Annotated in this window: 23 protein-coding genes; 1 reads left to right on the forward strand and 22 read right to left on the reverse strand. The window is 61.0% G+C overall.

Annotated elements, in window-relative coordinates; all coding sequences use genetic code 11:
• Positions 1–59: 59 nt before the first annotated feature.
• The 11 genes from H6A60_RS03175 to ndk form a co-directional block, all read right to left on the reverse strand.
• Positions 60–767: a nucleoside recognition domain-containing protein gene (locus tag H6A60_RS03175; RefSeq protein WP_205101960.1), complete on the reverse strand. Its 708-nt coding sequence runs from the start codon at positions 765–767 to the stop codon at positions 60–62.
• A gap of 304 nt (positions 768–1,071) precedes the next feature.
• Complete coding sequence (gene hflX, locus H6A60_RS03180; protein ID WP_338054830.1) at positions 1,072–2,247, reverse strand: GTPase HflX; 1,176 nt, start codon at positions 2,245–2,247, stop codon at positions 1,072–1,074.
• 58 nt (positions 2,248–2,305) lie between these two features.
• Entirely contained in the window at positions 2,306–2,545 is a 240-nt protein-coding gene (gene hfq / locus H6A60_RS03185; RefSeq protein WP_205101961.1) for an RNA chaperone Hfq, read from the reverse strand.
• A gap of 394 nt (positions 2,546–2,939) precedes the next feature.
• Positions 2,940–4,286 carry a ribosome biogenesis GTPase Der gene (gene der, locus H6A60_RS03190; protein WP_205101962.1) on the reverse strand — a complete coding sequence of 449 codons (1,347 nt, stop codon included), beginning with the start codon at positions 4,284–4,286 and terminating at the stop codon, positions 2,940–2,942.
• 144 nt (positions 4,287–4,430) lie between these two features.
• A complete protein-coding gene (bamB, locus tag H6A60_RS03195; RefSeq protein WP_205101963.1) occupies positions 4,431–5,579 on the reverse strand; it encodes an outer membrane protein assembly factor BamB in 1,149 nt (382 codons plus the stop codon).
• A 271-nt stretch (positions 5,580–5,850) separates the two neighbouring features.
• On the reverse strand, positions 5,851–6,498 hold the full coding sequence (locus tag H6A60_RS03200) for a YfgM family protein (protein ID WP_205101964.1): 648 nt from the start codon (positions 6,496–6,498) through the stop codon (positions 5,851–5,853).
• 156 nt (positions 6,499–6,654) lie between these two features.
• Complete coding sequence (gene hisS, locus H6A60_RS03205; protein ID WP_205101965.1) at positions 6,655–7,956, reverse strand: histidine--tRNA ligase; 1,302 nt, start codon at positions 7,954–7,956, stop codon at positions 6,655–6,657.
• Between the two features lie 45 nt (positions 7,957–8,001).
• On the reverse strand, positions 8,002–9,255 hold the full coding sequence (ispG, locus tag H6A60_RS03210) for a flavodoxin-dependent (E)-4-hydroxy-3-methylbut-2-enyl-diphosphate synthase (RefSeq protein WP_205101966.1): 1,254 nt from the start codon (positions 9,253–9,255) through the stop codon (positions 8,002–8,004).
• Positions 9,256–9,393: 138 nt separating this feature from the next.
• Positions 9,394–10,410, reverse strand: coding sequence for a RodZ domain-containing protein (locus H6A60_RS03215; RefSeq protein ID WP_205101967.1), 1,017 nt, complete (start codon positions 10,408–10,410; stop codon positions 9,394–9,396).
• A 37-nt stretch (positions 10,411–10,447) separates the two neighbouring features.
• Positions 10,448–11,605, reverse strand: coding sequence for a dual-specificity RNA methyltransferase RlmN (gene rlmN, locus H6A60_RS03220; RefSeq protein WP_205102025.1), 1,158 nt, complete (start codon positions 11,603–11,605; stop codon positions 10,448–10,450).
• A gap of 31 nt (positions 11,606–11,636) precedes the next feature.
• On the reverse strand, positions 11,637–12,062 hold the full coding sequence (gene ndk / locus H6A60_RS03225) for a nucleoside-diphosphate kinase (RefSeq protein WP_205101968.1): 426 nt from the start codon (positions 12,060–12,062) through the stop codon (positions 11,637–11,639).
• Positions 12,063–12,292: 230 nt separating this feature from the next.
• On the opposite strand from ndk, the gene H6A60_RS03230 reads away from it, so the two are divergent.
• Positions 12,293–12,892 (forward strand): hypothetical protein, encoded by a 600-nt coding sequence (locus H6A60_RS03230; protein ID WP_205101969.1) that lies wholly within the window; start codon positions 12,293–12,295, stop codon positions 12,890–12,892.
• 117 nt (positions 12,893–13,009) lie between these two features.
• Here the strand turns inward: H6A60_RS03230 and rlmD are convergent, their stop codons facing one another.
• The 11 genes from rlmD to pstC form a co-directional block, all read right to left on the reverse strand.
• Positions 13,010–14,458, reverse strand: a complete 1,449-nt coding sequence (gene rlmD, locus H6A60_RS03235) for a 23S rRNA (uracil(1939)-C(5))-methyltransferase RlmD (RefSeq protein ID WP_205101970.1) — start codon at positions 14,456–14,458, stop codon at positions 13,010–13,012.
• A gap of 195 nt (positions 14,459–14,653) precedes the next feature.
• On the reverse strand, positions 14,654–15,607 hold the full coding sequence (locus H6A60_RS03240) for a peptidoglycan DD-metalloendopeptidase family protein (RefSeq protein WP_239477551.1): 954 nt from the start codon (positions 15,605–15,607) through the stop codon (positions 14,654–14,656).
• Positions 15,608–15,663: 56 nt separating this feature from the next.
• Positions 15,664–16,446, reverse strand: a complete 783-nt coding sequence (surE, locus tag H6A60_RS03245) for a 5'/3'-nucleotidase SurE (protein ID WP_205101971.1) — start codon at positions 16,444–16,446, stop codon at positions 15,664–15,666.
• Positions 16,447–16,778: 332 nt separating this feature from the next.
• Entirely contained in the window at positions 16,779–17,951 is a 1,173-nt protein-coding gene (locus tag H6A60_RS03250) for a M20 metallopeptidase family protein (RefSeq protein ID WP_205101972.1), read from the reverse strand.
• Between the two features lie 91 nt (positions 17,952–18,042).
• On the reverse strand, positions 18,043–19,233 hold the full coding sequence (locus tag H6A60_RS03255) for a hypothetical protein (protein WP_205101973.1): 1,191 nt from the start codon (positions 19,231–19,233) through the stop codon (positions 18,043–18,045).
• Between the two features lie 305 nt (positions 19,234–19,538).
• Positions 19,539–20,906, reverse strand: coding sequence for a phosphate regulon sensor histidine kinase PhoR (phoR, locus tag H6A60_RS03260; RefSeq protein WP_205101974.1), 1,368 nt, complete (start codon positions 20,904–20,906; stop codon positions 19,539–19,541).
• 59 nt (positions 20,907–20,965) lie between these two features.
• Positions 20,966–21,706 carry a response regulator gene (locus H6A60_RS03265; RefSeq protein ID WP_205101975.1) on the reverse strand — a complete coding sequence of 247 codons (741 nt, stop codon included), beginning with the start codon at positions 21,704–21,706 and terminating at the stop codon, positions 20,966–20,968.
• 43 nt (positions 21,707–21,749) lie between these two features.
• A complete protein-coding gene (gene phoU / locus H6A60_RS03270; RefSeq protein WP_205101976.1) occupies positions 21,750–22,439 on the reverse strand; it encodes a phosphate signaling complex protein PhoU in 690 nt (229 codons plus the stop codon).
• Between the two features lie 36 nt (positions 22,440–22,475).
• Entirely contained in the window at positions 22,476–23,237 is a 762-nt protein-coding gene (gene pstB / locus H6A60_RS03275; protein WP_239477558.1) for a phosphate ABC transporter ATP-binding protein PstB, read from the reverse strand.
• Positions 23,238–23,385: 148 nt separating this feature from the next.
• A complete protein-coding gene (gene pstA / locus H6A60_RS03280) occupies positions 23,386–24,243 on the reverse strand; it encodes a phosphate ABC transporter permease PstA (RefSeq protein WP_205101977.1) in 858 nt (285 codons plus the stop codon).
• Positions 24,240–25,124 (reverse strand): phosphate ABC transporter permease subunit PstC, encoded by an 885-nt coding sequence (pstC, locus tag H6A60_RS03285; protein WP_205101978.1) that lies wholly within the window; start codon positions 25,122–25,124, stop codon positions 24,240–24,242. Before pstC ends, pstA begins: the two co-directional genes overlap by 4 nt.
• Positions 25,125–25,203 lie beyond the last annotated feature (79 nt).

Consider the following 25,203-nt stretch of genomic DNA (forward strand, 5'->3'; position numbering starts at 1 on the left):
TTGAAATCCTTCTGTATGTGATTGTTGTCTCGATGGAGTCGTTGCGACGTCCGGCCCGATTAAGCGGCCGCCTTGCGGTCGGAACGGATGAGAATGAGGCGCATCAGGTTGGCGGCGAACACCTTGCCGATGAGCATGACACCAAGGCACAGGCCGAGGCTCACGGGAACCGCAGGCGTGCCGTCGGCGGCGACGAGGGTGAAGAGAACGGCGCCCGAAGAGAAGAAGTTCGTAATGCAGGCGTCGGCCGTCATCTGGAAGGAGGCAAAGATGTTGACTTCGCGTTCGGTGAGTTCACCGGCATCCTTGAGCTGGCGGGTAAGCGCAGCGCCGCCGTCCGTCGACTGCAGCGAAGCGATGAGTGCGAGGGTGGCGCCGCCCGGAATGCCGAGGAGCGGACGAAGGACCGGCGTGAGCATCTTGCGCGCGGCGCGCAGAGCACCGTAGTGGTCGAAGATCGTGATCATCGCGAGCGCAAACATCACGGTCGGCACAAGCGTCAGCGCAAACATGAAGCCGTCGATTGCGCCCGAGCCGCCCTTGCCGCGGAACGAGGTCATCGCCGTCTTGATGGCGCCGTCAGCTTCGGTCACGCTGCTCACGAGCTGGCCGAAGGAGCCGTTCATCGTCGTGAAGTCGAAGATGCCCCACCATTCCTTGCTCGCGCACAAGCCCGAGAAGAAAACGATGGCGAAAATGAGCGAGATGTAGCCGCCGATGCCGACTTTGTCCTGGTCCGCGACGGGGGTGTTGGTGTTGTCTGACATACGAGTTCCCTTTTTCTCTTATGTTTTACTCGGTCGCCCCGCCGGACCGACAGGCGGTACATCTTCTTGATTGAGATGCTTGCGTGGAGAATCCTTTCGGCCCAATGCAAATCTGATCTCCGGGCGCCGATTGAGCGATAAATTTTAGCGGATGCAGGGCGACGGTAACATTCGGAAATAACTTAAAGCCTTCGAATACGGGCAAATCCATCTAAGCAAAACACCGAAGACGGCTTGATCCGACTTCGGTGTTTCGGGTAAGCTTGCAAAAATCGTGTGCGTTTTCAGTCGTTTTCGACTGTGCTTAAAGCAACGCCTCGAGCTCGGCGAGCTCCTCCTGCGGCGTCTTGCGGCGATGCTCGGCGTCGTCTTCGATTTCGAGTTCCCAGGGCTCCAGCTCGCGCGGTGTCGAGGGATTTTCTTCGCGCCAGTTGGCAGCAAATTCCGCCACGGCAGAGCGCAGCAGATCGAGCCCCTCCCCCGTGAGTGCGCTGACGAAAACAGCCTTCGGGCGACCCGTTTCGTCCCGAACGATTTCGGGCGTGTTGCCGCTCAGGTCGATTTTGTTGTAGACGAGAAGCACAGGCACATTATCAGCCTCGATATCGGCGAGAACGGCATTGACTTCGTGAATCTGCTCTTCCCGCACGGGCGAAGCGGAATCGACGACATGCAAAAGCAGATCGGCGTGCACCGTTTCATCGAGCGTCGACTTGAATGCTTCGATAAGTTGATGCGGCAGCCCGCGAATGAAGCCGACCGTGTCGCTTGCGACAACCGTTTCTTCATCGTTGAGCCAAAAGCGACGTGCGGTCGTATCGAGCGTTGCGAAAAGCTGGTCGGCCGCGTACGAATTCGCTCGCGTGAGCTTATTGAAAAGCGTCGACTTCCCCGCATTCGTATAGCCCACAAAAGAAACGCTCAGCGTGTCGCCGCGCGAGCGGGCACGGCGCTGCGTACCACGCTGGCGTGCGAGGCGTTTCAACTGATCACGAAGCTGCTTCATTCGAACGCCGATCATTCGGCGGTCGAGTTCGATCTGCTTTTCGCCGGGGCCGCCGGTTTTACCCAAACCGCCGCGTTGGCGCTCCAAGTGGGTCCAGCCGCGTACGAGGCGCGTCGAGAGATGTTCGAGTCGTGCTAGCTCGACCTGCAGACGCCCTTCGCGACTCTTGGCGCGCGCGCGGAAAATCTCGAGAATGAGCTCCGTACGGTCCATGACGGGCATCTCGAGACGACGCGCAATGTTGCGCTCCTGCGCAGCTGAAAGCGCAATATCAAAAACAATGACGTCGGCGCCGGCACTCTTGGCGAGTTCACCCAACTCGTCGATCTTTCCCGAACCGAGAAAAGTCGCCGGATCGGGCTTATCGCGCTTGGCCTGCATGATACCGCAAGGCTCGAGCCCGTCGGACAAAACCAAAAGCCGCAACTCTTCGGCCGAATCCTGATAAAAGGTTCGACCGACGGCTACAGTCACGAGAAAAGCGCGCGAAGCCTTAACTTCGCGCGTCTCATCAATTTGAAAGACAGTCAGATTAGTTCTCCGAAGCGACGGCGGGCATGTTCACGGCGCGCGCGGGAACGACCGTGCTGATGGCGTGCTTGTAAACCATCTGCGTCACGGTATTGCGAAGCAGAACGACGTACTGGTCGAAGGACTCGATCTGCCCCTGAAGCTTGATGCCGTTGACGAGATAGATGGAAACGGGGATATGTTCCTTTCTGAGCGTATTGAGGAACGGATCCTGCAGAAGCTGTCCCTTGTTGTTGGCCATTTTGTTCTTATCTCCAGCCCGCATCCGATGCCGCACCTGACGCGGGCGCTTTCTTATTCTTTTATTTTTCGTGCGCCAATGCCGACCCGGTGCGCTCGGTCGGCCAGATGGAAACACGCGAGGTGCGCTTCATCCGAAAACCGGGCAAACCGCCGCTCGAAGCAAATACTCGGGTGGCAGCCGTCGAAACGCAATTCAGTCGTATCTTAGCACTGAGTTTCAAGTTCTCTTTGAGCGGCCAACATTTTTCTTGCCACACTCAAGCCCACTTTGTCTCAAAGCTTTTCTTGAAGTACCGATAGCCGAATAAAAGCCCGCCGCCTCGAGAATATGTCGAAGCGACGGGCAAATGCTTTGTGTCTATGATTTCAGGCTCGAAAGACGAAACGCATCGTCAGTGCTTTTCTTCCTTCACGTAGGGATTGTCCTTCGTGCGGAATTCGATTCGAAGGGGCGTCCCGGCAAGATTGAATTTTTCGCGGAAGAACGCCTCGAGGTAGCGGCGATACGATTCGCCGATATCTTCGAGTGCATTGCCGTGCACAACGATGACGGGCGGGTTGCTGCCGCCCTGGTGTGCGTAGCGGGGCTTGGGTCGTCCGCCGCGGGCGCGCGGCGGCTGCTGACGCTGAACGGCTTCAAGGAGCGCACGCGTGAGCTTGGGCGTCGGGATCTTCGCGTAGGCGGCGGCATGCGCTTCGTCGACGGCTCGCATCAGGTGGTTGAGCCCGTTGCGCTTAAGGGCCGAAATGCGAATCATGCGCGCCCAGCGCAGGAAGTGGAGCTTCTGCTCAAGATCGAGCGCAGCGCGTTCACGCTCGTAGCTGTCCAAGAGGTCCCACTTGTTGACGGCAACGACGAGTGCTCGCCCCGTTTCAAGCACGTACCCAGCAATGTGCGCGTCGGATTCGGCCACACCGTTCTTCGCATCAATGACGAGAATGACGACGTTGGCGTCCTGAATCGCCTGCAGTGTCTTAACAACGGAGAATTTTTCGACTGCTTCAAAGACCTTGCCCTTGCGACGAAGCCCCGCAGTGTCGACGAGCTCGTAGGGACGGCCGCCGTACTCGAAGTCGACCTTGATCGCGTCGCGAGTCGTGCCGGGCATGTCATAGGCAATGAGGCGCTCTTCGCCCAAAAGGGCATTGATGAGGGTCGATTTACCGGCGTTGGGTCGCCCGGCAACGGTCACCTTGATCGCGCGCGGTGCGTTTTCGTCGAGCACCTCTTCTTCGTCTCCCTCTTCTTCGGGGAAGTCGGCAAGCGCAGCCTCAACGGCATCACGCACGCCCTGACCGTGAGCGGCAGAAATGAGAAGCGGCTCGCCCAAACCGAGCTCATAGAACTCGGCCTTGGCAATGTCGGAAAGTCCTTCGGCCTTGTTGACGCAAAGAATCACCTTGCGCCCGCAACGACGCAGAAAGTCGGCGATGCGGCTGTCCTGCGGCGTGAGACCCGCGCGCGCGTCGCACACGAAAATAACGGCGTCGCACTCTTCAATGGCAAGTTCGGCCTGATTGGCCATGGCCTTGACGATCCCTTCCGTGCGAATCGGTTCAAAGCCGCCCGTATCGATTACAAGGTACGGACGCGGTCCGACGCGGCCCTGCCCGTACTGTCGGTCGCGGGTCAGACCGGCAAAGTCCGCCACGATCGCATCGCGGCTTCGCGTGAGGCGGTTGAAGAGCGTCGACTTGCCAACATTCGGGCGGCCCACAAGGGCAATGACTGGAAGCATGGTTCTTTAGGAATTGCAATGCCGCGCAGCACACGAGAGTCGTGCGCGGGCGCGGCGTCGTAGAAGTTGATCGGGGTGCGCGGCCGAGCGCTCGTCGGCGCGCCGCACACGGAAAGGAAGCAAAGCGTGAAAAGCCGTTGAGGTTTAGTCCTGCAGCTCTTCCTGAACGATGTAGGCAACCTCGCCGTCGACCGTCTGGAAGACGGCGCCGTAGCCGAACTGCGCCGCCGGCGCACGAACGGCATCCGAAAGCGAGGTGCGGGCGATAATCTCGCCGTTGGCCGGATTAAGGAACGTGATCACGCCTTCATAGTCACCCACGGCAAGCGCGGCGCCAACACGGATCGGCGCAGAAACGTCGCGGTAGAGAAGCTCTTCGTTCACCCAGGCCTCTCGACCGTTCTGACGATTGAACGCATGAATGCGGCTCTGCGAGTCGACTTCGTAGACAAAACGCGCGTCTGCAACGGGCCCCGTCACCGCATCGACCTTGGCATTCCAGATAAGACGGCCGTTCATCGAGTTCATGCAAACGACGTTGCCCTGGAAAGCCGCAGCGCACATCATCTCCTGGTCGACCCAGGGGCGGCCCACAACGTCAATGAGACGCTCGACTTCGGTGATGCCGCGCGCCTGACCGATCACGGCGTCAAAAATGACGTTGCCCTTTTCCGGATTGAGCGCCAAAAGACGACCATTGGCCTGACCAATCAGAATCCCAGCGGGCGCCCAAGCCATCTGAGAGAAGACCTGCAGCGACAGCGCCGGGGCCTGGCTCTGATAGTGCCAAGCACGCTCGCCCGTAATGAGGTCGAACCCGGTGATGCGCGTATCGGTCGTCTTCACGACGACACGGCCCGCACCGACGAGCGGCGGCACGGCGATATCGGCAGTCAGTCGTGCTTTCCAAACGGTTTTGCCTTCCGCATCGAAGACCTGCACTTCGCCGCGGTCGGTGCCGACGGCCACATAGCTGCCGTCCGTACCCACACCCGCGGTGATGTTGCCGTCGGCTTCAGCGCGCCAGACAACGTCGCCCGTCTGTCGGTCGAGTCGGACAACCTGGTTCTCGCCGGCCGCATAGACGGCGTTGTCCGTCACGACCGGAGTCAGGTTCTTCGAAACGGCCTCGCCCACATTCGTCGACCACACGGTGCGCACGGCGACGCGCGGCGTGAAATCCGTGAGTTCGTTCGGTTCATGCGGATCCGAAGAAGAGAAGATCCCGCAGCCGGCGAGCGGCAGCACAGCAAGCATTGCCGCAATGCGGCCAAACTTTTTCTGAATGGTCATGATGGGTTGGTGGACCTGGATTTTTTCGTTCTTTCCTAAGCGCAGAAGCTTCAATTCGACTCCGTCGAAGCGCTTTGCAAACATTCTCGGAGTCGCGCGGGAACGCCAAACCCGCTGCGCGTTTCTGCGCCGATGTCGGCTCGATTCTATAAGCTCGTCCGACGCCCGTCAGCAGAAAGGGGCGTCTTTTCGAAACGCCCCCTTTCTTTACGGGTCCGTCCGTAGTCGGCCGGACCGGCGGATGCGCCCCCCAAAAGGACGCAGCGAGCGATCAGTCCGCGGCGGGCAGGCTGCCGAGCTTATATTCGACAACGCGAAGGATCGGATCCGTGCGGAACTCCTTCGCACCGCGATCGAGCACTTCCTGCCAGCTCTTGCGCGCCCCCTCGATATCGCCCTTGGCGGCGAGGATGTCGCCCTTGCGGTCGAGCACGAGCGAAACCTGGCGCGGTTCGGGCTTGGCTTCGTCAACGAGCTTCAGGGCTTCGTCGAGCTTGCCCGCATCAAAGTAGACACCAGCGAGACGAACGCGCGCGAGCGTTTCGTATTCGGGTCGCTTCGAGGATTCGATCACCCACTTCAGGCGAGACTCCGCCGCAGTGAAGTCACCCGCATCGAGCGAGGCCTGCGCGGCGGCAAGCGCCCCCATAGGCGCGTAGATCGTGGTGCCGTAAGAATCGATGAGCCCCGTCGAGAGCGAGCTCACGTTCTTGGCATCGTTGTGGACAAGGGCCTGCTGCAGCTGCGCATACGCAACGGCGGCCTTGCCCGCCTCATTGCGCTGGTACCACTGCCAGCCGTTCCAAGCGGCAAAGCCGAGGCAGACGACGCAGACGGCGGCGGTGATCGGGGTGCCCCACTGATCCCACCAAGCCTTCATTTGGTCGATGCTTTCCTGCTCTTGCAAGTCGTATGCCATTTTCTCTCCGCGCCTCCGTGGCGTCGCAAAAGCGACCGATCGAGCGGCCGATCGCCCTGGTGTTGGTTGCTGAAATTTCCGATTTTACCTGCGAAAGCCGCTTTCCGCGCAGAGATATCGCACGGAAAGCGAGCGAAAGTTCGAGAGCGCTCTCGATCAACGGAGCGCCGCGAGCGCCTCGGCGATCGTGCGGGCCGCCTCGCTCACAGCCACCTTCTGCTGCTGAGCAAAGGCGACCGTACGGTCGGCGTGCTCGCGCAGGGCCTTCACCGAAACGCAGCCTTCGGCCATTTCGTCTTCGGTCGCAAAGACCACAAATTCCGCGCCCGAGCCGTCGGCCTTCTTCATCTGACTCTTGATGCTCGCCGTGCCCGGGTGCACGATCACGCGCACGCCGAGATCTCGCAGGCTCTCGCCGAGGAGAAGCGCCGCCTTTTGCGTCTCGCCGCCATGATGCACGACGTAGACGTCGGTCTGCGTGCGAACGGGCACGTTGCCGACTTCACGCATGAGTTCGATCACGCGCTCGAGCCCCATCGCGAAGCCCACGCCCGGAGCGGGCTTGCCGCCGAGCATCTCGACGAGCGGGTCGTAGCGACCGCCGCCGCAGATCGTGCCCTGGGCACCGAGCTTGTCGGTAATCCACTCGAAAACTGTGTGATTGTAATAGTCCAAGCCGCGAACAAGGCGCGGATTGATCTCGTACTCGATCCCCGCGGCGCTCACGAGTTCCTCAAGGCGATTGAGGAACGCGCGGCTTTCGTCGCCGAGGAAATCAAGAAGCTTGGGCGCCGCTTCAACGAGCGCCTGCATATCCGGATTCTTCGTGTCGAGAATGCGAAGCGGATTCGTGTAGAGGCGGCGCTTGGCGTCGTCGTCAAGCACGTCCTTGTTGGCCTCGAAGTAAGCGATCAGCGCTTCGCGGTGCTTGGCGCGTTCTTCCTGCGCGCCGAGCGTATTCATCTCGAGCTTCACGGGACCGACGCCGAGCGCCTTCCACATGCGAGCGAGCATCATGATGATTTCGGCGTCGACGTCCGGGCCTTCCATACCGAGCGCTTCGGCGCCAAGCTGATGGAACTGGCGATAGCGGCCGCGCTGCGGACGTTCGTGACGGAACATCGGCCCCCAATACCAGAGGCGCTGCGTGGTGCCGTAGAGCAGATTGTGTTCGTTAACGGCACGCACGACCGCGGACGTGCATTCCGGGCGGAGCGTAAGCTGGTCACCATTCATCGAGTCGGTGAAGGAATACATTTCCTTTTCAACGATGTCGGTTACTTCGCCCACGCCGCGCGTGAAAACGCGCGTATTTTCAAGAATAGGCGTGCGAATTTCCTGATAGCCGTAGCGCTCGAGCACCTCGACGGCCGTCGAGACGACGTGCTGCCAAATCGGCGCATCCTGCGGGAGCATGTCGTTCATGCCCTTGACGCCGGTGAATTTTTCCTTAGCCATTTTCTACCTGTTGTTCTGTTGTCACGAGACGCCTCCCGCAAGGCCTCAGCCGCGGGTTCCGTAGGTCTCGAGCACGAATTTTTCAATCATATCCCGAAAGCTTTCCTGCATGTCGGCTCCCTTCAGAGCGGCAACCTTCTCACCGCGCACGAAGACGGGCGCAACGGGGCTTTCGCCCGCACCTGGCAGGCTGATGCCGATGTCGGCATGACGACTTTCGCCCGGACCATTGACAACGCAGCCCATCACGGCGACCTTCATGTTTTCGGCGCCGGGCGCAATTTCTCGCCAAACGGGCGCTCGTTGGCGCAGGTACGCCTGCGTCGAAGCGGCAAGCCGCTGAAAGAGGTCCGAGCTCGTGCGCCCGCAACCCGGGCAGCTCGTTACGGTCGGCACAAACTTGCGGATATCGAGCGACTGCAGAATTTCCTGCGCAACGACGACCTCTTCGGTACGCGCGCTCCCTGGTGCGGGCGTGAGCGAAACGCGAATCGTGTCGCCAATCCCCTCTTCGAGAAGGACAGCGAGCGCAGCGCTCGAAGCGACAATCCCTTTGGAGCCGATGCCGGCTTCGGTGAGTCCCAAATGCAGCGCATAGTTCGAGCGAGCGGCAAGCTTGCGGTAGAGCGCGATCAAGGGCTTCACTTCCGAAACCTTGCACGAGAGCACGAGCCGATCGGCACCAAGCCCGAGGCTTTCGGCGCGGCGGGCGCTCGCGAGCGCGCTCTCGATAAGCGCCTCTTCAAGCACTTCTTCAGGCGCAAGCGGCACGTCCCGCGCCGCATTTTCGTCCATCATCCGCGCCAGAAGCGCCTGGTCGAGCGAGCCCCAGTTGACGCCGATGCGAACGGCCGCGCCCGTCGCCTTGGCAATCTCGATCATGGTGGCGAAATTCTCTTCGCCCTTCGTGCCCTTGCCGACATTGCCCGGATTGATGCGGTACTTCGAAAGCGCCTGCGCGCAAAGCGGCACTTCCTTCAAGAGCTTGTGACCGTTGTAGTGAAAGTCGCCGACGAGCGGAACGCTGCAGCCCGCGCGATCGAGCGCTTCGCGAATTTCGACGACCGCTCGCGCCGCCTCGGGCGTGTTGACCGTCAAGCGAACGAGCTCGGAGCCCGCACGCGCAAGCGCGAGCACCTGTGCCGTCGTTTCGGCAACGTCGGCTGTAGCCGTGTTCGTCATCGACTGCACGACAACGGGGCGTCCCCCGCCGATAACGACCTCACGGTCGCCCCAGGACACGCGAACCGCGTGCGTGCGGTGCCGCTTCAACTCTTCGGTGCTGATGATTGTCTGCATGTCGTTCTCTTCCGATGTCTGGGCACTGTCGGCCCGGCAGAGATCAAAAGAGGCGCACGCGGCGCCTCCTTTTTTTGTCGTTCGATTGCCTTTCGGGCGTGCACGGCCGCGCAAAACCGCGCACGGCCGCCGTCGTTCTTATTCGACGGAGAAGCGGGAAATGCCGTTTCGAATCGTTCCGTCAAGACTGAAGGGCTTGCCGTCGATCGTGAGCTTCACTGCGTCGGCATTGCCGATCGTAAAGCGCGAGCCGGCGGGAATTTCCGTTCCGAAGCGGTCGCCCGGATGCATTTCACGCGCCACGAGGTTTCGCCCCTGCGGGGAAATGACCTGAACCCAGACGGGAGCGGATATTTCGAATTCGACGCGGTGCACGTTCGCGGCCGGCTGTTGCTGCGGCTGCGTCGTCGGCGCCGGCGTCGCAGCGGGTGCCGCAGCAGCAGGCGCAGCTCCGGCGGCGGGTGCGGCGGGCGCCGCGCTCTGTGCAGGCGCCGCCGGGAGCTGCTGCACCGCGGGCGGCTGCACAGCCTCGTTAGCTGGCGCGCCCTTAGGCGCTTCGCTCTTTTGGGGTTCGATCGGCGCAACCTCAGCAACCGGAGCTTCGGTCGCCGCAGCAGGCGCCGCAGGCTGCGATGCTGCTTCGGGCTCGGCCGTGCCGCGCTCGATCTTCTGCGCTTCACTCTCGCCGCTCGCCCAACCGAACTGGTCGGAGTAGACGGTCCAGATGCCAGCGGCAACCGCAGCGACAAGGAGCGCAATCAGCGCAACTTTGAGTGTGCGGTGTCGCGGCGCACCGCCGATCACGAGCTCGTCGGCCGGATCTGAATCCGGCACCTGACCGCGAGCCACATGGGCTGCGCCGCGGCTGTAGCGCGAAACATAGTCATTCACGAGCGCCTGCGCGTCGAGGCCGAGCGACTGGGCGCAGCCGCGGATAAAGGCGCGCACATAAACGGGTTCGGGAAGCTTTTCAACTTCTTCGTTCTCTAGCGCGCGCAGCTGCGCCACCGACAAGCGGCTTCGCACGGCCATATCACCGAGCGAAATGCCCTGCTCTTCGCGCGCGCGGCGAAGTTCGGCGCCAAAGCCCGTCGCGCGAGCGTTCGTCTGAGCTGCGTCAAGCGCGTCGTCTTCGGTCGTGTTCTTGTCGATCACTGGTTCGTATCTGTTGCCGTGCTGCACGACGTCGACCTCAATCTTTGTTGTGCCGATGAAGAATGACCGCCGCCTCTTTCTTCTGCTGCGCGAGGCGTTCGGCTCGGCGCGTGCGGTCGCGCACTTCACCGGCAAGTTGTCCGCACGCGGCGTCGATGTCGTCGCCACGTGTTTTGCGCACCGTCGCTACGTAGCCCGCTTCATTGAGGCGGTAGCAGAAGGCGAGCACCTTCTCACGCGTCGGCTTTTCGAGGTCGGACTGCGGGAAGGGATTGAAGGGTATGAGATTGAATTTGCAGGGCACGCGCTCGCGCCGGACAAGCTCGACCAAACGGTCGGCGTCTTCAAGGCTGTCGTTGATGCCGCCGAGCATCACGTATTCAAACGTGATGAAGTCGCGCGGCGCCACGCGCAGATACCGCCGGCAGGCGGCCATCAGCTGCGAGACGGGGTGCTTTTTGTTGACGGGCATGAGCTTGTCGCGAAGCTCGTCCGTCGCAGCATGGAGACTCACGGCGAGCGCGACGGGCGCGGCTTCGGCAAGCTTATCGATCTGATTGACAAGCCCCGAGGTCGAGACCGTGACGCGGCGGCGGGAAAGACCGTAGCCGTTGTCGTCCAGGAAAATTCTGAGTGCGCGAATGACGTTGTCGAGGTTCTGAAGCGGCTCGCCCATCCCCATGAGAACGACATTGCTGATCACGCGATCGTTGGGATCGGTGATGCCCTGATCGCGGCAGAGCTCGCGCTCGGCCCACCAGAGCTGTCCGACGATTTCGCTTGTCGAGAGGTTGCGATTGAACCCCTGCTTGCCCGTCGAACAGAAGAGGCATCCCATCGCGCAGCCGGCCTGCGAGGAGATGCACAAGGTGCCGCGGTCGTCTTCAGGGATGAAGACGGCCTCGACGGCGTTGCCGCCCCCGACATCAAAGAGCCATTTGCGCGTCCCGTCGCTCGACTTCTTTTCGGCGATGGGCACGGGCGGCTCAATGACCGCAAGCTTCCTGAGCTTCTCGCGAAAACTCTTGGCAAGATCGGTCATTTGGTCGAAGTCCGAAACCTGCCGGCGGTGAATCCAGCGGGTGAGCTGCGTGGCTCGGAACGGCTTTTCGCCGATCGAGGCGCACCACTCTCTGAGCCCCTCGGCATCAAAGTCGAGCAGGTTCACGAGTTCGGTCGTTTCTTTGGCGGTGATGTCGGTCACGGGCGGCACCTGTCAATCCCGATTAGCGGCTGTGAATGGCGAGCGTCGGGAAGAAGTAGGCGATTTCGACGGCGGCCGTTTCCGGAGCATCGGAACCGTGGACGGCGTTGGCGTCGATGCTTTCAGCGAAGTCGGCGCGGATCGTGCCCGGCTCTGCCTTCTTCGGGTCGGTAGCACCCATCAGCTGACGGTTCTTGGCGATGGCGTCTTCGCCTTCGAGCACCTGAATCATCACGGGGCCGGACGTCATGAACTTGACGAGGTCGGCAAAGAAGGGACGTTCGCGATGCACGGCGTAGAAGCCTTCGGCTTCAGCCTGCGAAAGCTGACGCATCTGAGCGGCGACGATCTTGAGGCCGTTCGTTTCGAAACGGGAATAGATCTTGCCGATAACGTTCTTGGCAACGGCGTCCGGCTTGATGATGGAGAGGGTGCGCTGAATAGCCATTTTGTTCTCTCTGAAATCCTAAAAAAGTGGAAAACTCGCGATAAAGCCGCATGCAAGGCGCAGTCCCCCGCCTCAGCGGGAAAATGCGGCATGCGCTTCTTCATCAAACGACGGATTTTATCACGGTGCTCAAGTCGCCCAAATACGGCGACCCGTACTTTTACCGACCGTAACGCGGTGTACTGCCTGTAGAATGCCCTTGCCCGAAAAAACCACAAAGGAGAACTCTCATGGCGCAGCGGCGAATCGACAAAGTCTTCGCTGAAAATCTCGGACTCACCTTCGGCGGATGCGTCCGCGACCAGATTCTCACGGTCTTTACGCGCGACATTCCGCAAGCCGCGGGCGTCAGGTGGCCGCTCGTGCCCTTTGTGGGCACAGAAGAAAAGCGACTCTTCAAACTTCGCTGGGCCGCCCTTTTGCAGGGCGTAGGCATCTGGGCTGCGCGCGACGCGTTTCCCGAAATCCGCGCCGACGAAAAACTTACGCGCAAGGTTCTTTTTGCAATGAAGACCTACGCCGACCAGGCCATGCAAAAGAAGCTCCTCGGTACGTTTTCCGAAGAGGCGCTCAAGGGCTACAACGAGCTGCGCCAGCGCTTCGAGCGTCTTGCGCTGACGGGCGAACCCGAGAAGGAAGCGTTTGCGCGAGCCTTCCTCTCGGCCGTTTGGGACAAGCCTGCGGAAAGCTTTGAGGGCGATCGCGTCGCGCAGACGGCCACGATGGTGGGCCTCGCCTTCGGTCTCTTTGTGAAGGTCGGCAACGTTACCCGCAACCAAGACTCCTCCTACGAGCGCGGCTCGCTCACGAAGCCCCAAAAGAAAGACTGACCGGCACCGCTTGTCCAAGGACCGGTACTGATCCGAAACGCTCATAAAAACGCCTCCGCCCGGCATCGACCGAACGGAGGCGTTTTCGTCTTAGGCGCAAGAAACTTGCTTCAGGCCTCAGGCACCCATCACTTCGGCATCACCTTGGGCAATCTTCGCTTCAATCGCTTCGGCAGCCTCGTCCTTCTTTTCGGGCTTGGGCCCAGGCTCGAGCACGGCCATCGACTCGACATGCCCCGTGTGCGGGAACATGTTCATGATGCCTGCGGCACGGATGTGCCAGCCGCCTTCGTGGTGCAGAATCGCGCAGTCGCGAGCGAGCGTCGCCGGATTGCACGAGACGTAGACGACGCGCGCCGGGCGCAGATCCGTTTCGGCGAGGACACGCGAGAGTGCGAGCGCCCCTTCGCGCGGCGGGTCAATGAGGACGCGGTCGATCCCGCCCATGCGCTTCCAGAGTTTCTGCCAGTCGTCTTCGCACCAAGTGAAGAGGTTGCGCGCGACGAATTCGGTCTTTTCGGCAACGCCGTTTTCAGCGGCGCCCTGACGCGCACGCGCGACAAGCCCCTCGGAGCCTTCGATGCCGATTACACGGGCGCTGCGCGTCGCGAGCGGCATCGTGAAGTTGCCGAGCCCGCAGAAGAAGTCCGCCACCTTGTGCTCGGGCTGCACGTCAAGCAGGCGCACGGCGCGGGAGACCATCGTTTCGTTCAACGCATGATTGACCTGCGTGAAGTCCGTGGGCTTGAAACTGATACGAACGCCGAATTCGGAAAGCGAAAGTCCGAGCGCATTTTCGTTTTCAGGCAGCACCGCATGCGCGCTTTCCGGTCCCTTCGGCTGAAGCCAGATATCCGCGTTGTGGACCCTGCCGAATTCGAGCAGAAGCGCCATATCCGCTTCGCTCGGCGCTTCAAGCGTACGGAAGACGAGCGCCGTACGGCCGTCGCCGCCCACGGCGACTTCGATCTGCGGCATGCGCTGGCGGATCGAAAGCTTAGAGACGAGTTCGCGCATCGGCACGAGCATCTCGTCGACATTCTTCGTGAGAATCTTGCAGTGCTTCATGTCGGCGACATAGGACGAAGCCTTCTCATGGAAGCCCACCAATACGCCGCCTTTTTTGGGCACGTCACGTACGGTGAGGCGCGCACGATGACGGTAGTGCCAGGTAGGCCCGAAGATCGGCACAAGCACCGATTCGGGCTTGACCTTGCCGATGTGCCAGAGCGTATCGAGAAGCACCTTTTCCTTGAACGCGACCTGCGCAGCAGGCTCCAAATGCTGCATCGCGCAGCCGCCGCAGCTGCCCGGGCCGATGCCGAAATTCGGGCACTTGGGCTTCGTTCGGTAAGGACTCTCGCGAAGGACCTGCGCGACGCGTCCGATGTCGTAGCTCGACTTGCTGCGGATACGTTCGTAGCGAACGAGTTCCCCGGGCAGCGCCCCCTGAATAAAGACAACCTTGCCGTCCAGGTGAGCGATGCCTCTGCCCTCCTGATCCAAACGCTCCACCTCTGCGGTGAAGAACTCGGGTACTCGTTCCTTATTGCTTCGGCGCCCCATGGCGAACTCCCTCAAAAAATCGAACGGGCCCCTTCCGTTCGCATCTCGAACGGACGAGGCCCCCAGAAAGCGCACCGACTTCAACCGGCGCGCGCGGACAAACGGTCATTTTCGACTGCCTCGCGGCGCGCACCCAGCGCTAACAGCACGGGCGCACCACGGCGGCGGAGCCGAACTTTAACCTAAAACAACAGCTTACTGGCGTTTGGGCGCGAGATATTTCATCGGATCGACGGGCTTGCCCTTGTCGCGAACTTCAAAGCGAAGCATCGTCTGATCCGCATCGGTGCTGCCCATTTCGGCGATTTTCTGCCCCGCCTTCACCTTGTCGTTCAACTTCACGACAACCTTCGAGTTGTGGCCGTAAGCCGTTACGAGCGTCGGCGAATGCTTGACGATCACGAGATTGCCGTAGCCCTTGACGCCGTCGCCCACAAAGAGCACCGTCCCGTCGGCCGCCGCCACGACGACGCTGCCCGCAGTGCCGCCGATGTCAAGCCCCTTGCCGTTCTTGGCATAGTCGGCAATGATGTTGCCGCGCGCAGGCCAAAGCATGCGCGTGCCGGGCACCACGACGGGCGCCTGTGCTTCGGTTTTAGCGGGCGTCTGCGCCGAAGCACTGCCGGCGGCTGTCTCGGTCGTCTTCTCGGCGGGCACCGCTCCCGTTGAAGTGCTTGCCGCCGTCTCTTCGGCGGGCTTGGACGCGGTCGACGTCTGCGACGTATCCCCCGTCGTCACACGGCTGACACGCACCCCGCCTGCAACGACGGGCGTGCGCGGCTCACGCACGCTTTCGGGCAAGTGGAGCACCTGCCCCAGACGCAGCTGCGTAGGATCCGAGACAGCGTTGAGTCGCGCGAGTTCGCCGCTGTCGAGCCCGTAGCGAACGGAAATGTTGTAGAGCGTGTCGCCCGGCGCCACAACGTGCGTTCGTCCCGAATCACGAATGAGGCTCGTACCCGTTGTCGAGCCCGCGCGCGAGCTCGCTTCAGAATAATTCGAACGATCAACGATCGGCACCGGCGCGGGCTCCAGACTCGAGCACCCCGAGAGGAGCGCCGCAGCCGCAGCGCCTGCAAAAAGCGCGGCGCGCGCTCGGTCGAGCGCAAAGGCCGAGCGGATAGGCATTTGAAGAGTTTGCTTATTCATTTTTTGAGTTCCGCGATCTGGGATCGATCGAATCGGTTGCGGACCGGTCAAGACAATCAAGGCTCGCGACGAGCACAAGCTTCGACGAGACCGCCTCCCACCCAATGTTCCGCAGCGGAGACCTGCTGGTGATTCGTGAGGTCAACCTGCAGAGGCGAAACCGACACGAAACCGTGCGCGGTCGCCCAGAAGTCGGTTCCTTCAGCCGCATCGGCGGGCTTGCCTGCAGCGCCGAGCCAATAAATCGGAAAGCCGCGCGGACTCATTTCGGGAATGACGGGCTCGGCGCTTTGGCGGCGCCCGAGGCGCGTGGCGCGAATCCCGGCAAGTGCTTCATAGGGCATATTCGGGATGTTCACGTTAAGCAGCACGGGACCGTTCTGCGTACGGCGCTCGAGAAAGCGCTCGACCACGGTTTCCGCGACACGGGCTGCCGACTCAAGTTCGGCCCAGCCTTTGTCAATCTGCGAGAACGCAATCGCAGGCACACCGAAAAGATAGCCTTCGATGGCAGCGGCAACCGTGCCCGAATACATCGTGTCGTCGCCCATGTTGGCGCCGCAGTTGATGCCAGAAACAACCAGATCGGGCTTCTCGTCGAGCAGCCCCGTCATCGCAACATGCACGCAGTCGGAGGGCGTCCCCGAGAGCACGTAAAGATCTGCCCCCGGCATGTGTTCGACCGTGAGCGGTCGATTGAGCGTGAGCGAATTGGAAGCGCCGGAATGGTTGTGGTCGGGCGCGACGATCGTCACGCGGCCGAAGCGGCGCATCGCCTGTGCGAGCGCATTGATCCCCGGTGCGCGATAGCCGTCGTCGTTCGAAATGAGAATATGCATTTTTCTTTTGAGTGAGCCGGCCGCAAGCGTTCGGCGTGAAAGCGTTCGGGCGGCGAATTGATCTTTTTTTGATTCTAGCCGAGGGAGATCGCGCAACGGTCGAGCCGCGCACCACGGGACATGCCTCGAAACATTTCCGCTACGCTTCTTTAGCGTTCTTTCGCCGTCAACAAATCCACATCACAAAGCTTCTGCACGCTTTGTCCAAGTGCATGAGCCAATCCGTCTCGAAACACAAACGAAGCGAGCCGGCCCAACATCGCGTTGCTGCCGGCTCGCATTGCCTGCGGTCTCTGAAGCGCCCGAAAGCACTTCAGACCAACACCGTCCTCTTAGAGGTCGACTCCCAAGAAGTCGAGCGCAACCTGCGCGTAAACAGCCGCGCCCTTGACGAGAACGCTTTCATCGACCGTGTACTTCTCGTGGTGCTGCGGCCAGCAGGCGCCGCATGCCGCGTTCTGGATGCCGAAGAAGGCCATAACGCCGGGCACGTGTTCCTGATAGTTGCCGAAGTCTTCGCCGCCCATCGTGGGTTCGGGCTCAACGACGTGTTCGTCACCGAGAAGCTTTCGGCCCGAAGCGCGAACAAGTTCGGCCATCTTGGCGTCGTTGATCGTGACCGGCACGAGTTCGGTGTACGTGAGCTTGGCTTCGCCGCCCAAAGCTCCCGCCGTCATTGATGCGATGCGCTCGATCTGTTCGGGCAGGCGATTGCGCACTTCACGGCTGTAGGCGCGGGTCGTACCCGTGAGCTTCGCGCGACCGGAAATGACATTCCAGCGGGAACCCGATTCAAACGTGCCGACCGTCACCACGGCCGTGTCGATCGGATTGACTTCGCGGCTCAAAATCGTCTGCAGGTTCTGCACGATCGCTGCGCCCATGACGGTCGCGTCGCGCGCAGACTGCGGTTCCGCCCCGTGGCCGCTCTTGCCAATCACGTCGATCTCGAAGCGGTCGCCCGAAGCGAACGCCGCACCCGTGCAAACGCCGAGCGTGCCCGCGGGAAGCGACCACCAGACGTGCTGACCGAAGCAGGCATCAACACCTTCGAGCAGGCCGTCGCGAATCATCGCGGGCGCGCCGGCACCGACCTCTTCAGCCGGCTGGAAAGCGAGAACGACGCGGCCCTTCAGGCGGTCCTTGACGTCGTTGAGGATCTTCGCCGCGGTGAGAAGCATCGAGATGTGGCAATCGTGGCCGCAGGCGTGCATCATCCCGGGCTTTTCCGACGCAAAGGGCAGTCCCGTATCTTCCGTAACGGAAAGACCGTCGATATCGCCGCGCAGCATGATCGTGCGACCGGGTTCGGCCCCTTCGATCACGGCCATCGTGCCGGTCTCCATGCCGCACTTGCGCCACTTGATGCCCATCTTGTCAAGTTCTTCGCGAATCTTGGCAGCCGTTTCGAATTCCTGTTCGCTCGGTTCCGGATGACGATGGAACCAGCGGCGCATTTCGATCTGATAGTCGCCGTATTGCTGCACGAGCGCTTCGATGTTCATAGGATATTCCTCATTTGCGGTTGTTCGAACGGGCGGCACACACCTCGCCGCCCGCATTTTTCTTGTTCAGTTCAATAGTGAGCCGAGACTCTTAAAAGAGCTTGACGAAGATGCCGGCCATGATGACCGAAGTGATCGTGACGGTCACAAAGCCGCCAACGATCATCGACGGGAAGATGCGGCTCATCAGGAACTCTTCTTCTTCGGGCGTCTTCGCTTCCGTGTGGCAGAGCTGCTCGGTGATGATCGCGTTGAACGGGAACCCGTAGAGCGCGGTGAGTGCGTTGCCGATGGCAAGGTAGGGCGAGACCTTGAGGATCTTGGCGGTGAGTGCGGCAAAGACGGCAAGCCCGCTCACGCCGAAGACGATGAGAGCAACGATCGGCACCCAGATATCGCCGAGCATCTGCGGCGTGCAGTCCTTGAGGCCGTCATAAACGAACATCATGAGAGCGAACATGAGGAGCTCGAGCGTGCCCGTTCGCTTGAGGGCATTGGGTTCCAGGAACCCGAGGCGGCAGAGAACGACGCCCACAAAAAGCGCCCAAATAGCCCCCGAAATCCCCGTGTACTTGCCAAGCAGGAAGGCGATGAGCGCACCGACGGCCACCTTCATCAGCAGGAAAAGGGGCGAATCGAGACTCGCAGGGGTCGAGAGAATGCCGCGCGCGGGTTCGGGGCCCTTGACGGCGTCTTCGATTTCTTCCTTTTCGGCCTCTTCGTTCACGACGTACTTGCCCGAACGATAGCCTTCGAGAAGGAGTTTGGCTTCCTTTTTAAGCACGACGGCCGTGAGCGGATAACCCGCAAATCCCTGAATGCAGTACATCGAAATGGCGAACACCGATGCCGTGAGATAGCCCGCCTTGGCGGCCGCATCCTGCATCATCGTCGCAGCAACAATGCCGCCAGCGAGCGGCGGCAGACCCGCGATCACCATCACGCGATCCATGAAGAGCGGGCAGAGGAACCACGCAAAGAGCGTCATCCCGACAAGCCCCATCAGGCAGATCGTCACGGTCTTCCACTGCGCCATCAGTTCCTTGGGCGAAATCATCGTACCCATGTGGGTGATGATGAGGAAGATCGAAATCGTCGCGCCCATCGGGATGAGGTAGGCATCCGAGACGAGCGTCTTCGGCAGTACAGTCCAGTAACCGATCAGAATCAGCACGGCCGAAACAAAGACGGACGGCAGCCACCCCTTTGTCATTCGGCTGACCCAGTCGCCGATCAAAACGATCAGCGTGCAGGCCAGGAAGGCGGTCATAAAGTTATACATGGCGTTTTTCTCCTGAATCCGCGCCCCCGGGCCGCCCGAGCGAGCGTTCCGTTCCGAACCGATCGGTTGCCTGCTTCGTTAAGAACGAGAGGGTTGCCGCAGGCACTCGGGCGCATTCTGAAGAAAAAATTTTATGTTTCTCCGATGACACATCTTCGTCGATCGTCTAAGCGGTAAACCCAAGCTCGCGTGACGCAAAGCCTGTGAAACGCTCTTTTCTCGAAAACAAAAAAAGGAGCCCTGCAAGAGCTCCTTATTGATATTTATAGAAAAATTCAAACAAAAATTGCGCGAGCGCAATTTACTCAGCCGATAGGTCGGAAAATGCGCGACTCAGGGAACCGCATCGAGAAGGTCGAGCCTTTGCCGAGCTCGGATTCGATGCCGAGTTCGCCGCCGTTGCGGCGCAAAATGTGCTTGACGATCGCAAGCCCCAAGCCCGTGCCGCCCGTGGCGCGCGAGCGACCTTTGTCGACGCGGAAGAACCGCTCGGTGAGGCGCGGGATGTGCTTGGCCGCAATACCGATGCCTGTATCGCGAACGCTGAAGATCGCGCCCGTGCCCTGGCGGCGCCAGACGACGTGAATCGATCCGCCGTCGGGCGTGTAGCGTACTGCATTCGAAACGAGGTTCATCGCCGCGCTACGAATTTCCTCAGGTTGGCCGATCAGCGAAACGTCTTCCACTTCCATCGTGATCTCGTGTCGCCCGTTCGAGAGAGCCTTGCCCTCGCGCACGACGTCTTCGACAAGCTTGGGCATGGCAATCACGGCGGGCTCGTCCGAGCCGGGTTCGTCCGCATTTTCCAGCCCCGAGAGCATGAGAAGGTCTTCGAGAAGCCGCTTCATGCGGCGCGTCTGCTCCACCATGAGCTGACGGTGATGCATGAGAAGCGCCGAGGGAGCCCCCGGCTGCTCGACCTCCGTTTCAAGAAAGCCGCTGATAACGGTCAAGGGCGTGCGCAGTTCGTGCGAGACATTGGCAACAAAATCTCGACGCATGTCGTCGATGCGGCGCCGCTCCGTCACGTCGTGCGTCACGATAAGCGTATGGCGCGCGTCGGGTGCGACAACCGCCACCTCGAAGATGCGGCTGCCGCCCGGCTGCTCGAGCATGAAGCGGCTCGCGAAGTCCCCTTCGGAGAGCCAGCGCTCGAAATCCCGGTCCGTCACGACGTCAAAGAAGGGCTTGCCGGCATCTTCCTGACGAACGCCCATGTGCACGGTCGCCTGCTCGTTCACCCATTCGATGCGCCGGCCCTCGCCGAGAATCACAACACCCTCGGGCAAAAGCGCAAGCGTCTGGCGGTAGCGCGCATCGCGGTCGCGAATGCGCTTGGCTTTTTTGGAGTCTTCGCGAAGCAGATCCTGAAAAAGGAACATCGCTGCGGCAAAAAGTGCCATGGCGCCGAGCATGAGGACAATGAGCGCAGACTCGGCGCCTGCCATGTACCAAATGACGGCCGCGCAAAAGAAGAGTGCGATGAACCCTGCACCGACAATGCGGGCGCGAAGCCGAATGTTCGCGAGACGCTCGTCGGGTCCCGGATCGCTTGGCGCGAGCCAGGGTGAAGCACCTGCGGCGCCGTTCCTGCCGTTGTAGCCGTTGCTGCCGCCATTCGTGCCGCTGCCGTTCGTGCCGGCAGCGCGCTTCGAAGCGTTTTCGTTCGTCATGTTCGCCTCGGCGCGCCGCAGCCCACCGCGAGCGGAATGCGGGCGCGCCCTTCGATCCGTCAATTTTCCGCGCGGCACCGGTAGCCGACGCCGCGAACCGTTTCGATAAGGTTTTCAGCCGCCGTTCCCGCCAGTGCCTTTCTCAAGCGCAGCATGTGCACATCGACCGTGCGCTCATCGACAAAAGCGCTCTGCCAAACGGCAGCAAGGAGATTTTCGCGAGAAAAAACGCGTCCGGGCTTGGACGCAAAAAGGTAGAGAAGCTTGAACTCCTTGGCCGAAAGCTTCAGGGGCTTGCCTTCGACCGTCGCCTCAAAGCGCGCCTCATTCATCATTAGGGGACCGCAGCGCACGATGCGCTCGGCCTCGTCGGCGTCGGCCGACTCCCCCGTGCTCTCGACGGGCGCTTCCGTTCTCGGTGCACTGTGGCGGCGCAGCACGGCGCGGATGCGCGCCGTGAGTTCTCGCGGCAAAAAAGGCTTCACGATATAGTCATCTGCCCCTGCGTCGAGTCCGGCAACGCGATCCATCTCGTCGCCTCGCGCCGTCAGCATGATGACGGGGACGCCCGCAGCGTCGGGTTCCTCCGGCAAACCCTTGAGCCACTCAAGCCCCGACATGTCGGGCAGCATCAAGTCGAGCAGAATGAGATCGGGCCGCACTTTGGCGAGCGCGGCTCGCGCCTCGGCAATGCTGCCGACGCGGATCGTTTTGTAGCCGTCCGTTTCGCAGACAAACGCAACAAGCTCCCTAATGGCAACTTCGTCCTCAACAATCAGGATGACGGGCGGCTCTGACATCGATGAATCCTTTTGGTTCGGCTGTGTGGCTGAATGAGTGGGATTATTTCAGATGTTCGTGACGAATGTCGCGTCCCTCAAGCATGAAGACCACCGTTTCGCCGACGTTCTGCAGGTGCGCGGCAACGCGCTCGAGCGCGCGCGCAATGCGGATCATCTCAAGCCCGTCGGCCACTTCAAGGTTCGAAGCCTTGAGCCCCTCGGCGGTACTTGCCACGAGCGTCTTCATTTCGCTGCGAATGACGTCGCGCCGGCGGATGAGGGCGTAGGCACGAGCGGAATCGGGCGAACGAAGCAGTTCGAGCGCATCGTCAGTCATGCTTTCGACGAGCGCATGGACCTTTACGAGCGAGTGCCAAATCGTCTCAGAGGTCTCGGCAATCCGGCCGCGCTGATTGCGAACCCCTTTGGCGGCGCTTTCCACTTCGTCGCCCGCACGTTCGAGATCGACCGAGATGCGAAGCACGCCCATCAGAAAGCGCAAATCGCTTGCGAGCGGCTGACGGCGCGAGAGCAGAAACTGCACGTACGCGTCGAGCTCAACCTCCCAACTGTTGAGGACGGCGTCGCGCTCGACGACGCGGCGCGCTGCTTCTTCATCGATCGTCAAAAGGGCGTCTCCCACGGCGTTCACTTGGCGTCGCAGGGCTTCGCCCATGTTGATGGTGCGGTTTTTGAGGTCGGCGAGCTCCGCGTCGTAGCTCTTGACGATGTGATTGTTTTCCTGAGTCATTTCCGAATTCTCCGTTTCGTTGGCGCAAAGCGTCCGTTAGCCGAAGCGGCCCGTGATGTAATCCTCGGTCGCCTTCTTCTCGGGCTGCAGGAAGATCTTCTGCGTCGATCCGAATTCAATGAGTTCGCCGAGATACATGAAGGCGGTGTAGTCGGAAATGCGCGCCGCCTGCTGCATGCTATGCGTGACAATCACAACCGTATAGTCCTTCTTGAGCTCGTCAATGAGGTCCTCGATACGAGCGGTTGAAATCGGGTCGAGCGCCGAGCACGGTTCGTCAAGGAGGAGTACTTCGGGTTTGACGGCGATGCCGCGCGCGATGCAAAGGCGCTGCTGCTGACCACCCGAGAGCGACGTACCAGGCTGCTCGAGCTTGTCCTTGACGTCGTCCCAGAGCGCGGACTTCTTGAGCGCCCATTCAACGCGGTCGTTGAGCTCGCTCTTTGAGAGCTTCTCACGCAGGCGCACGCCGTAGGCAATGTTGTCGTAAATCGACATCGGGAACGGCGTCGGACGCTGGAAGACCATCCCGACGCGAGAGCGCAAGAGCGTTACGTCCGTGTCTTTCGCGAGGATGTCCGTGCCGTCGTCCAAACGAATCGTGCCCACCGCACGCTGTTCGGGATAGAGGTCCTGCATGCGGTTGAGCGAACGCAGCAGCGTCGACTTGCCGCAGCCCGACGGTCCGATGAAGGCCGTCACGCACCCCGTCGGAATCGTGAGCGTGATGTCCTTCAGGGCGCGGAAATTCCCGTAATAAACGTCAAGATGCTCGATGGCGATTTTCGCGGGCGGCATGACTGCGGGAGCCACGTGTTCGTCAAGGCCCTGCGGGTGGATCGTATTCATTTCCATTTTGAATTCTGCTCGGTGTGTGTTTTGTCCGCTCCCCGGGCGCTCCTTTCAATCCGAGCGCCCAAGTGCGTTTCGTAATCGTTGCGGCTCGTCAGCGGCTGCGCTTTCTTTCGCGGATCACAATCGCCGCGGAACTCATGACGAGAACGAGGAAGAGAAGAACAAGTGCCGTGCCGTACTGCAGCGGTCGAGTCGCCTCGATGTTCGTGCCCGACGTCGCAAGCACGTAGATGTGATAGGGAAGCGCCATCACGGGTTCGAAGGGCGAGATCCCGTCCTTGGGCGTAAAGAAGACGCTGCCCGTGTACATGATGGCGGCCGTTTCGCCCGCGGCACGCGCGAGCGCCAGAATCGCCCCCGTGAGGATGCCCGGCATCGCGTTCGGCAGCACCACCTTCATCGTGGTTTCGCGCTTTGAAGCGCCGAGCGCGAGACTCGCTTCGCGCCAGTCCTGCGGCACCTGCTGCAGAGCTGCCTCGGTCGTATTGATGATGATCGGCAACGAGAGCACTGCGAGTGTGAGAATGCCCGAAAGCAGACTCACCCCCAGACCGCAGAAAACAACAAAAAACGTGAGGCCGAAGAGCCCGAAAACGATCGAGGGCACGCCCGCGAGATTCGCAATCGAAAGGCGCGTGAGCGTCGTCCAAACCGAAGCGCTGTTGCTGTACTCGTTAAGATAGACGGCGCTCGCCACGCCCAGAGGGAGCGCAATCACCAGCGCACCCGCAGCGAGAAAGAAGGTGCCGACAATGCAGGGCCAGATGCCGCCTTCGGTCATCATGGACTTCGGCGGCTCGGTGAGAAATTCCCACGTGAGCGCTGGCCAAGCGTTATAGGTAATGAGAACGATGATCGCCAAAAGCGCGCCGATATTGATGACGGCCGCCGCGCGCATGAGTGAAAAGCCCGAAAGCTCCGCGAGCGTTCTGCTCAGTTTCGACTTCATTTCTTAAGCCCCAGACGGCGCGATGCGTACCATGCGCAGAAGTTGAAGATGAACGTAATGAGAAAGAGCACGAAGCCCGTGGCGTAGAGCGCGTAGTAGTGCTCGCCGCCGACGGCCGCTTCGGCCATTTCAGCCGCAATCGATGCGGTCATCGGACGCACCGGATCGAAGATCGACTCGGGGATGATGGCGGCACCCCCCGCCACCATGAGAACCACCATCGTTTCGCCGATCACGCGCGAGATGCCGAGCATCACGGCCGTACCGATGCCACCCATGGCCCAGCGCAGCTCAACCTTGACAAGCGTCTCCCAACGGGTCGCGCCGAGTGCCAGACTCGCCTCGCGCATGCCGCCCGGCACGTTGCGCAGCGCATCTTCGGAAATCGACGCAATGGTCGGAATGCACATGAAGGCAAGCATGATCGAAGCGTTCAGCAAGTTGAGGCCCGAAGCGATGCCGAAGGTTTCCTGCATCCAGGGCGCGAGCACCACCATGCCGACAAAGCCGATCACGACCGAGGGCAGCGCCGCCATGAGTTCGATAAGGGGCTTCACAAATCGACGAACCGATTCGGGCATCGCACAATGAATTGCTGCGGCTGTGAGAACGCCGAGCGGCACGGCAATCACGGTCGTCACGAGTGCAACGACGAGCGAGCCCACGATGAGCGCGCCGATGCCGAAGACGGGTTCTTCGTCCGTCGGGTACCACTCTGTGGAAAAGAGGAATTCGGAGAGAGTTGTTTGACCGAGAAGCGGGACGGCTTGGGAGAAAAGAAATACGACAATCGCGGCCAGCGCAAGAACGCTCACGCAGGCCGCGACCCCCAAGCCCATCTGGAAGTTTCGGTCTTGCCGAAGCTTTTTGGGCAAAGCCATTGAAGGCTCCAAGTCGTTTGTTATCGTTGTTGGGCGCACCGAGCGGGTATGCCCCCTGTCGCACCTGCGCCGAATTCGA

The sequence above is a fragment of the Sutterella massiliensis genome, assembly GCF_016899755.1.
Classification (GTDB): domain Bacteria; phylum Pseudomonadota; class Gammaproteobacteria; order Burkholderiales; family Burkholderiaceae_F; genus Sutterella; species Sutterella massiliensis.

What these genes read in the sequence shown, in the direction of transcription:
- H6A60_RS03175 (WP_205101960.1), bottom strand. Translation starts at nt 767, where the DNA reads ATGTCAGACAACACCAACACCCCCGTCGCGGACCAGGACAAAGTCGGC.
- hfq (WP_205101961.1), bottom strand. Translation starts at nt 2,545, where the DNA reads ATGGCCAACAACAAGGGACAGCTTCTGCAGGATCCGTTCCTCAATACG.
- der (WP_205101962.1), bottom strand. Translation starts at nt 4,286, where the DNA reads ATGCTTCCAGTCATTGCCCTTGTGGGCCGCCCGAATGTTGGCAAGTCG.
- bamB (WP_205101963.1), bottom strand. Translation starts at nt 5,579, where the DNA reads ATGACCATTCAGAAAAAGTTTGGCCGCATTGCGGCAATGCTTGCTGTG.
- H6A60_RS03200 (WP_205101964.1), bottom strand. Translation starts at nt 6,498, where the DNA reads ATGGCATACGACTTGCAAGAGCAGGAAAGCATCGACCAAATGAAGGCT.
- hisS (WP_205101965.1), bottom strand. Translation starts at nt 7,956, where the DNA reads ATGGCTAAGGAAAAATTCACCGGCGTCAAGGGCATGAACGACATGCTC.
- ispG (WP_205101966.1), bottom strand. Translation starts at nt 9,255, where the DNA reads ATGCAGACAATCATCAGCACCGAAGAGTTGAAGCGGCACCGCACGCAC.
- ndk (WP_205101968.1), bottom strand. Translation starts at nt 12,062, where the DNA reads ATGGCTATTCAGCGCACCCTCTCCATCATCAAGCCGGACGCCGTTGCC.
- H6A60_RS03230 (WP_205101969.1), top strand. Translation starts at nt 12,293, where the DNA reads ATGGCGCAGCGGCGAATCGACAAAGTCTTCGCTGAAAATCTCGGACTC.
- rlmD (WP_205101970.1), bottom strand. Translation starts at nt 14,458, where the DNA reads ATGGGGCGCCGAAGCAATAAGGAACGAGTACCCGAGTTCTTCACCGCA.
- H6A60_RS03240 (WP_239477551.1), bottom strand. Translation starts at nt 15,607, where the DNA reads ATGAATAAGCAAACTCTTCAAATGCCTATCCGCTCGGCCTTTGCGCTC.
- surE (WP_205101971.1), bottom strand. Translation starts at nt 16,446, where the DNA reads ATGCATATTCTCATTTCGAACGACGACGGCTATCGCGCACCGGGGATC.
- H6A60_RS03250 (WP_205101972.1), bottom strand. Translation starts at nt 17,951, where the DNA reads ATGAACATCGAAGCGCTCGTGCAGCAATACGGCGACTATCAGATCGAA.
- H6A60_RS03255 (WP_205101973.1), bottom strand. Translation starts at nt 19,233, where the DNA reads ATGTATAACTTTATGACCGCCTTCCTGGCCTGCACGCTGATCGTTTTG.
- phoR (WP_205101974.1), bottom strand. Translation starts at nt 20,906, where the DNA reads ATGACGAACGAAAACGCTTCGAAGCGCGCTGCCGGCACGAACGGCAGC.
- H6A60_RS03265 (WP_205101975.1), bottom strand. Translation starts at nt 21,706, where the DNA reads ATGTCAGAGCCGCCCGTCATCCTGATTGTTGAGGACGAAGTTGCCATT.
- phoU (WP_205101976.1), bottom strand. Translation starts at nt 22,439, where the DNA reads ATGACTCAGGAAAACAATCACATCGTCAAGAGCTACGACGCGGAGCTC.
- pstB (WP_239477558.1), bottom strand. Translation starts at nt 23,237, where the DNA reads ATGCCGCCCGCGAAAATCGCCATCGAGCATCTTGACGTTTATTACGGG.
- pstA (WP_205101977.1), bottom strand. Translation starts at nt 24,243, where the DNA reads ATGAAGTCGAAACTGAGCAGAACGCTCGCGGAGCTTTCGGGCTTTTCA.
- pstC (WP_205101978.1), bottom strand. Translation starts at nt 25,124, where the DNA reads ATGGCTTTGCCCAAAAAGCTTCGGCAAGACCGAAACTTCCAGATGGGC.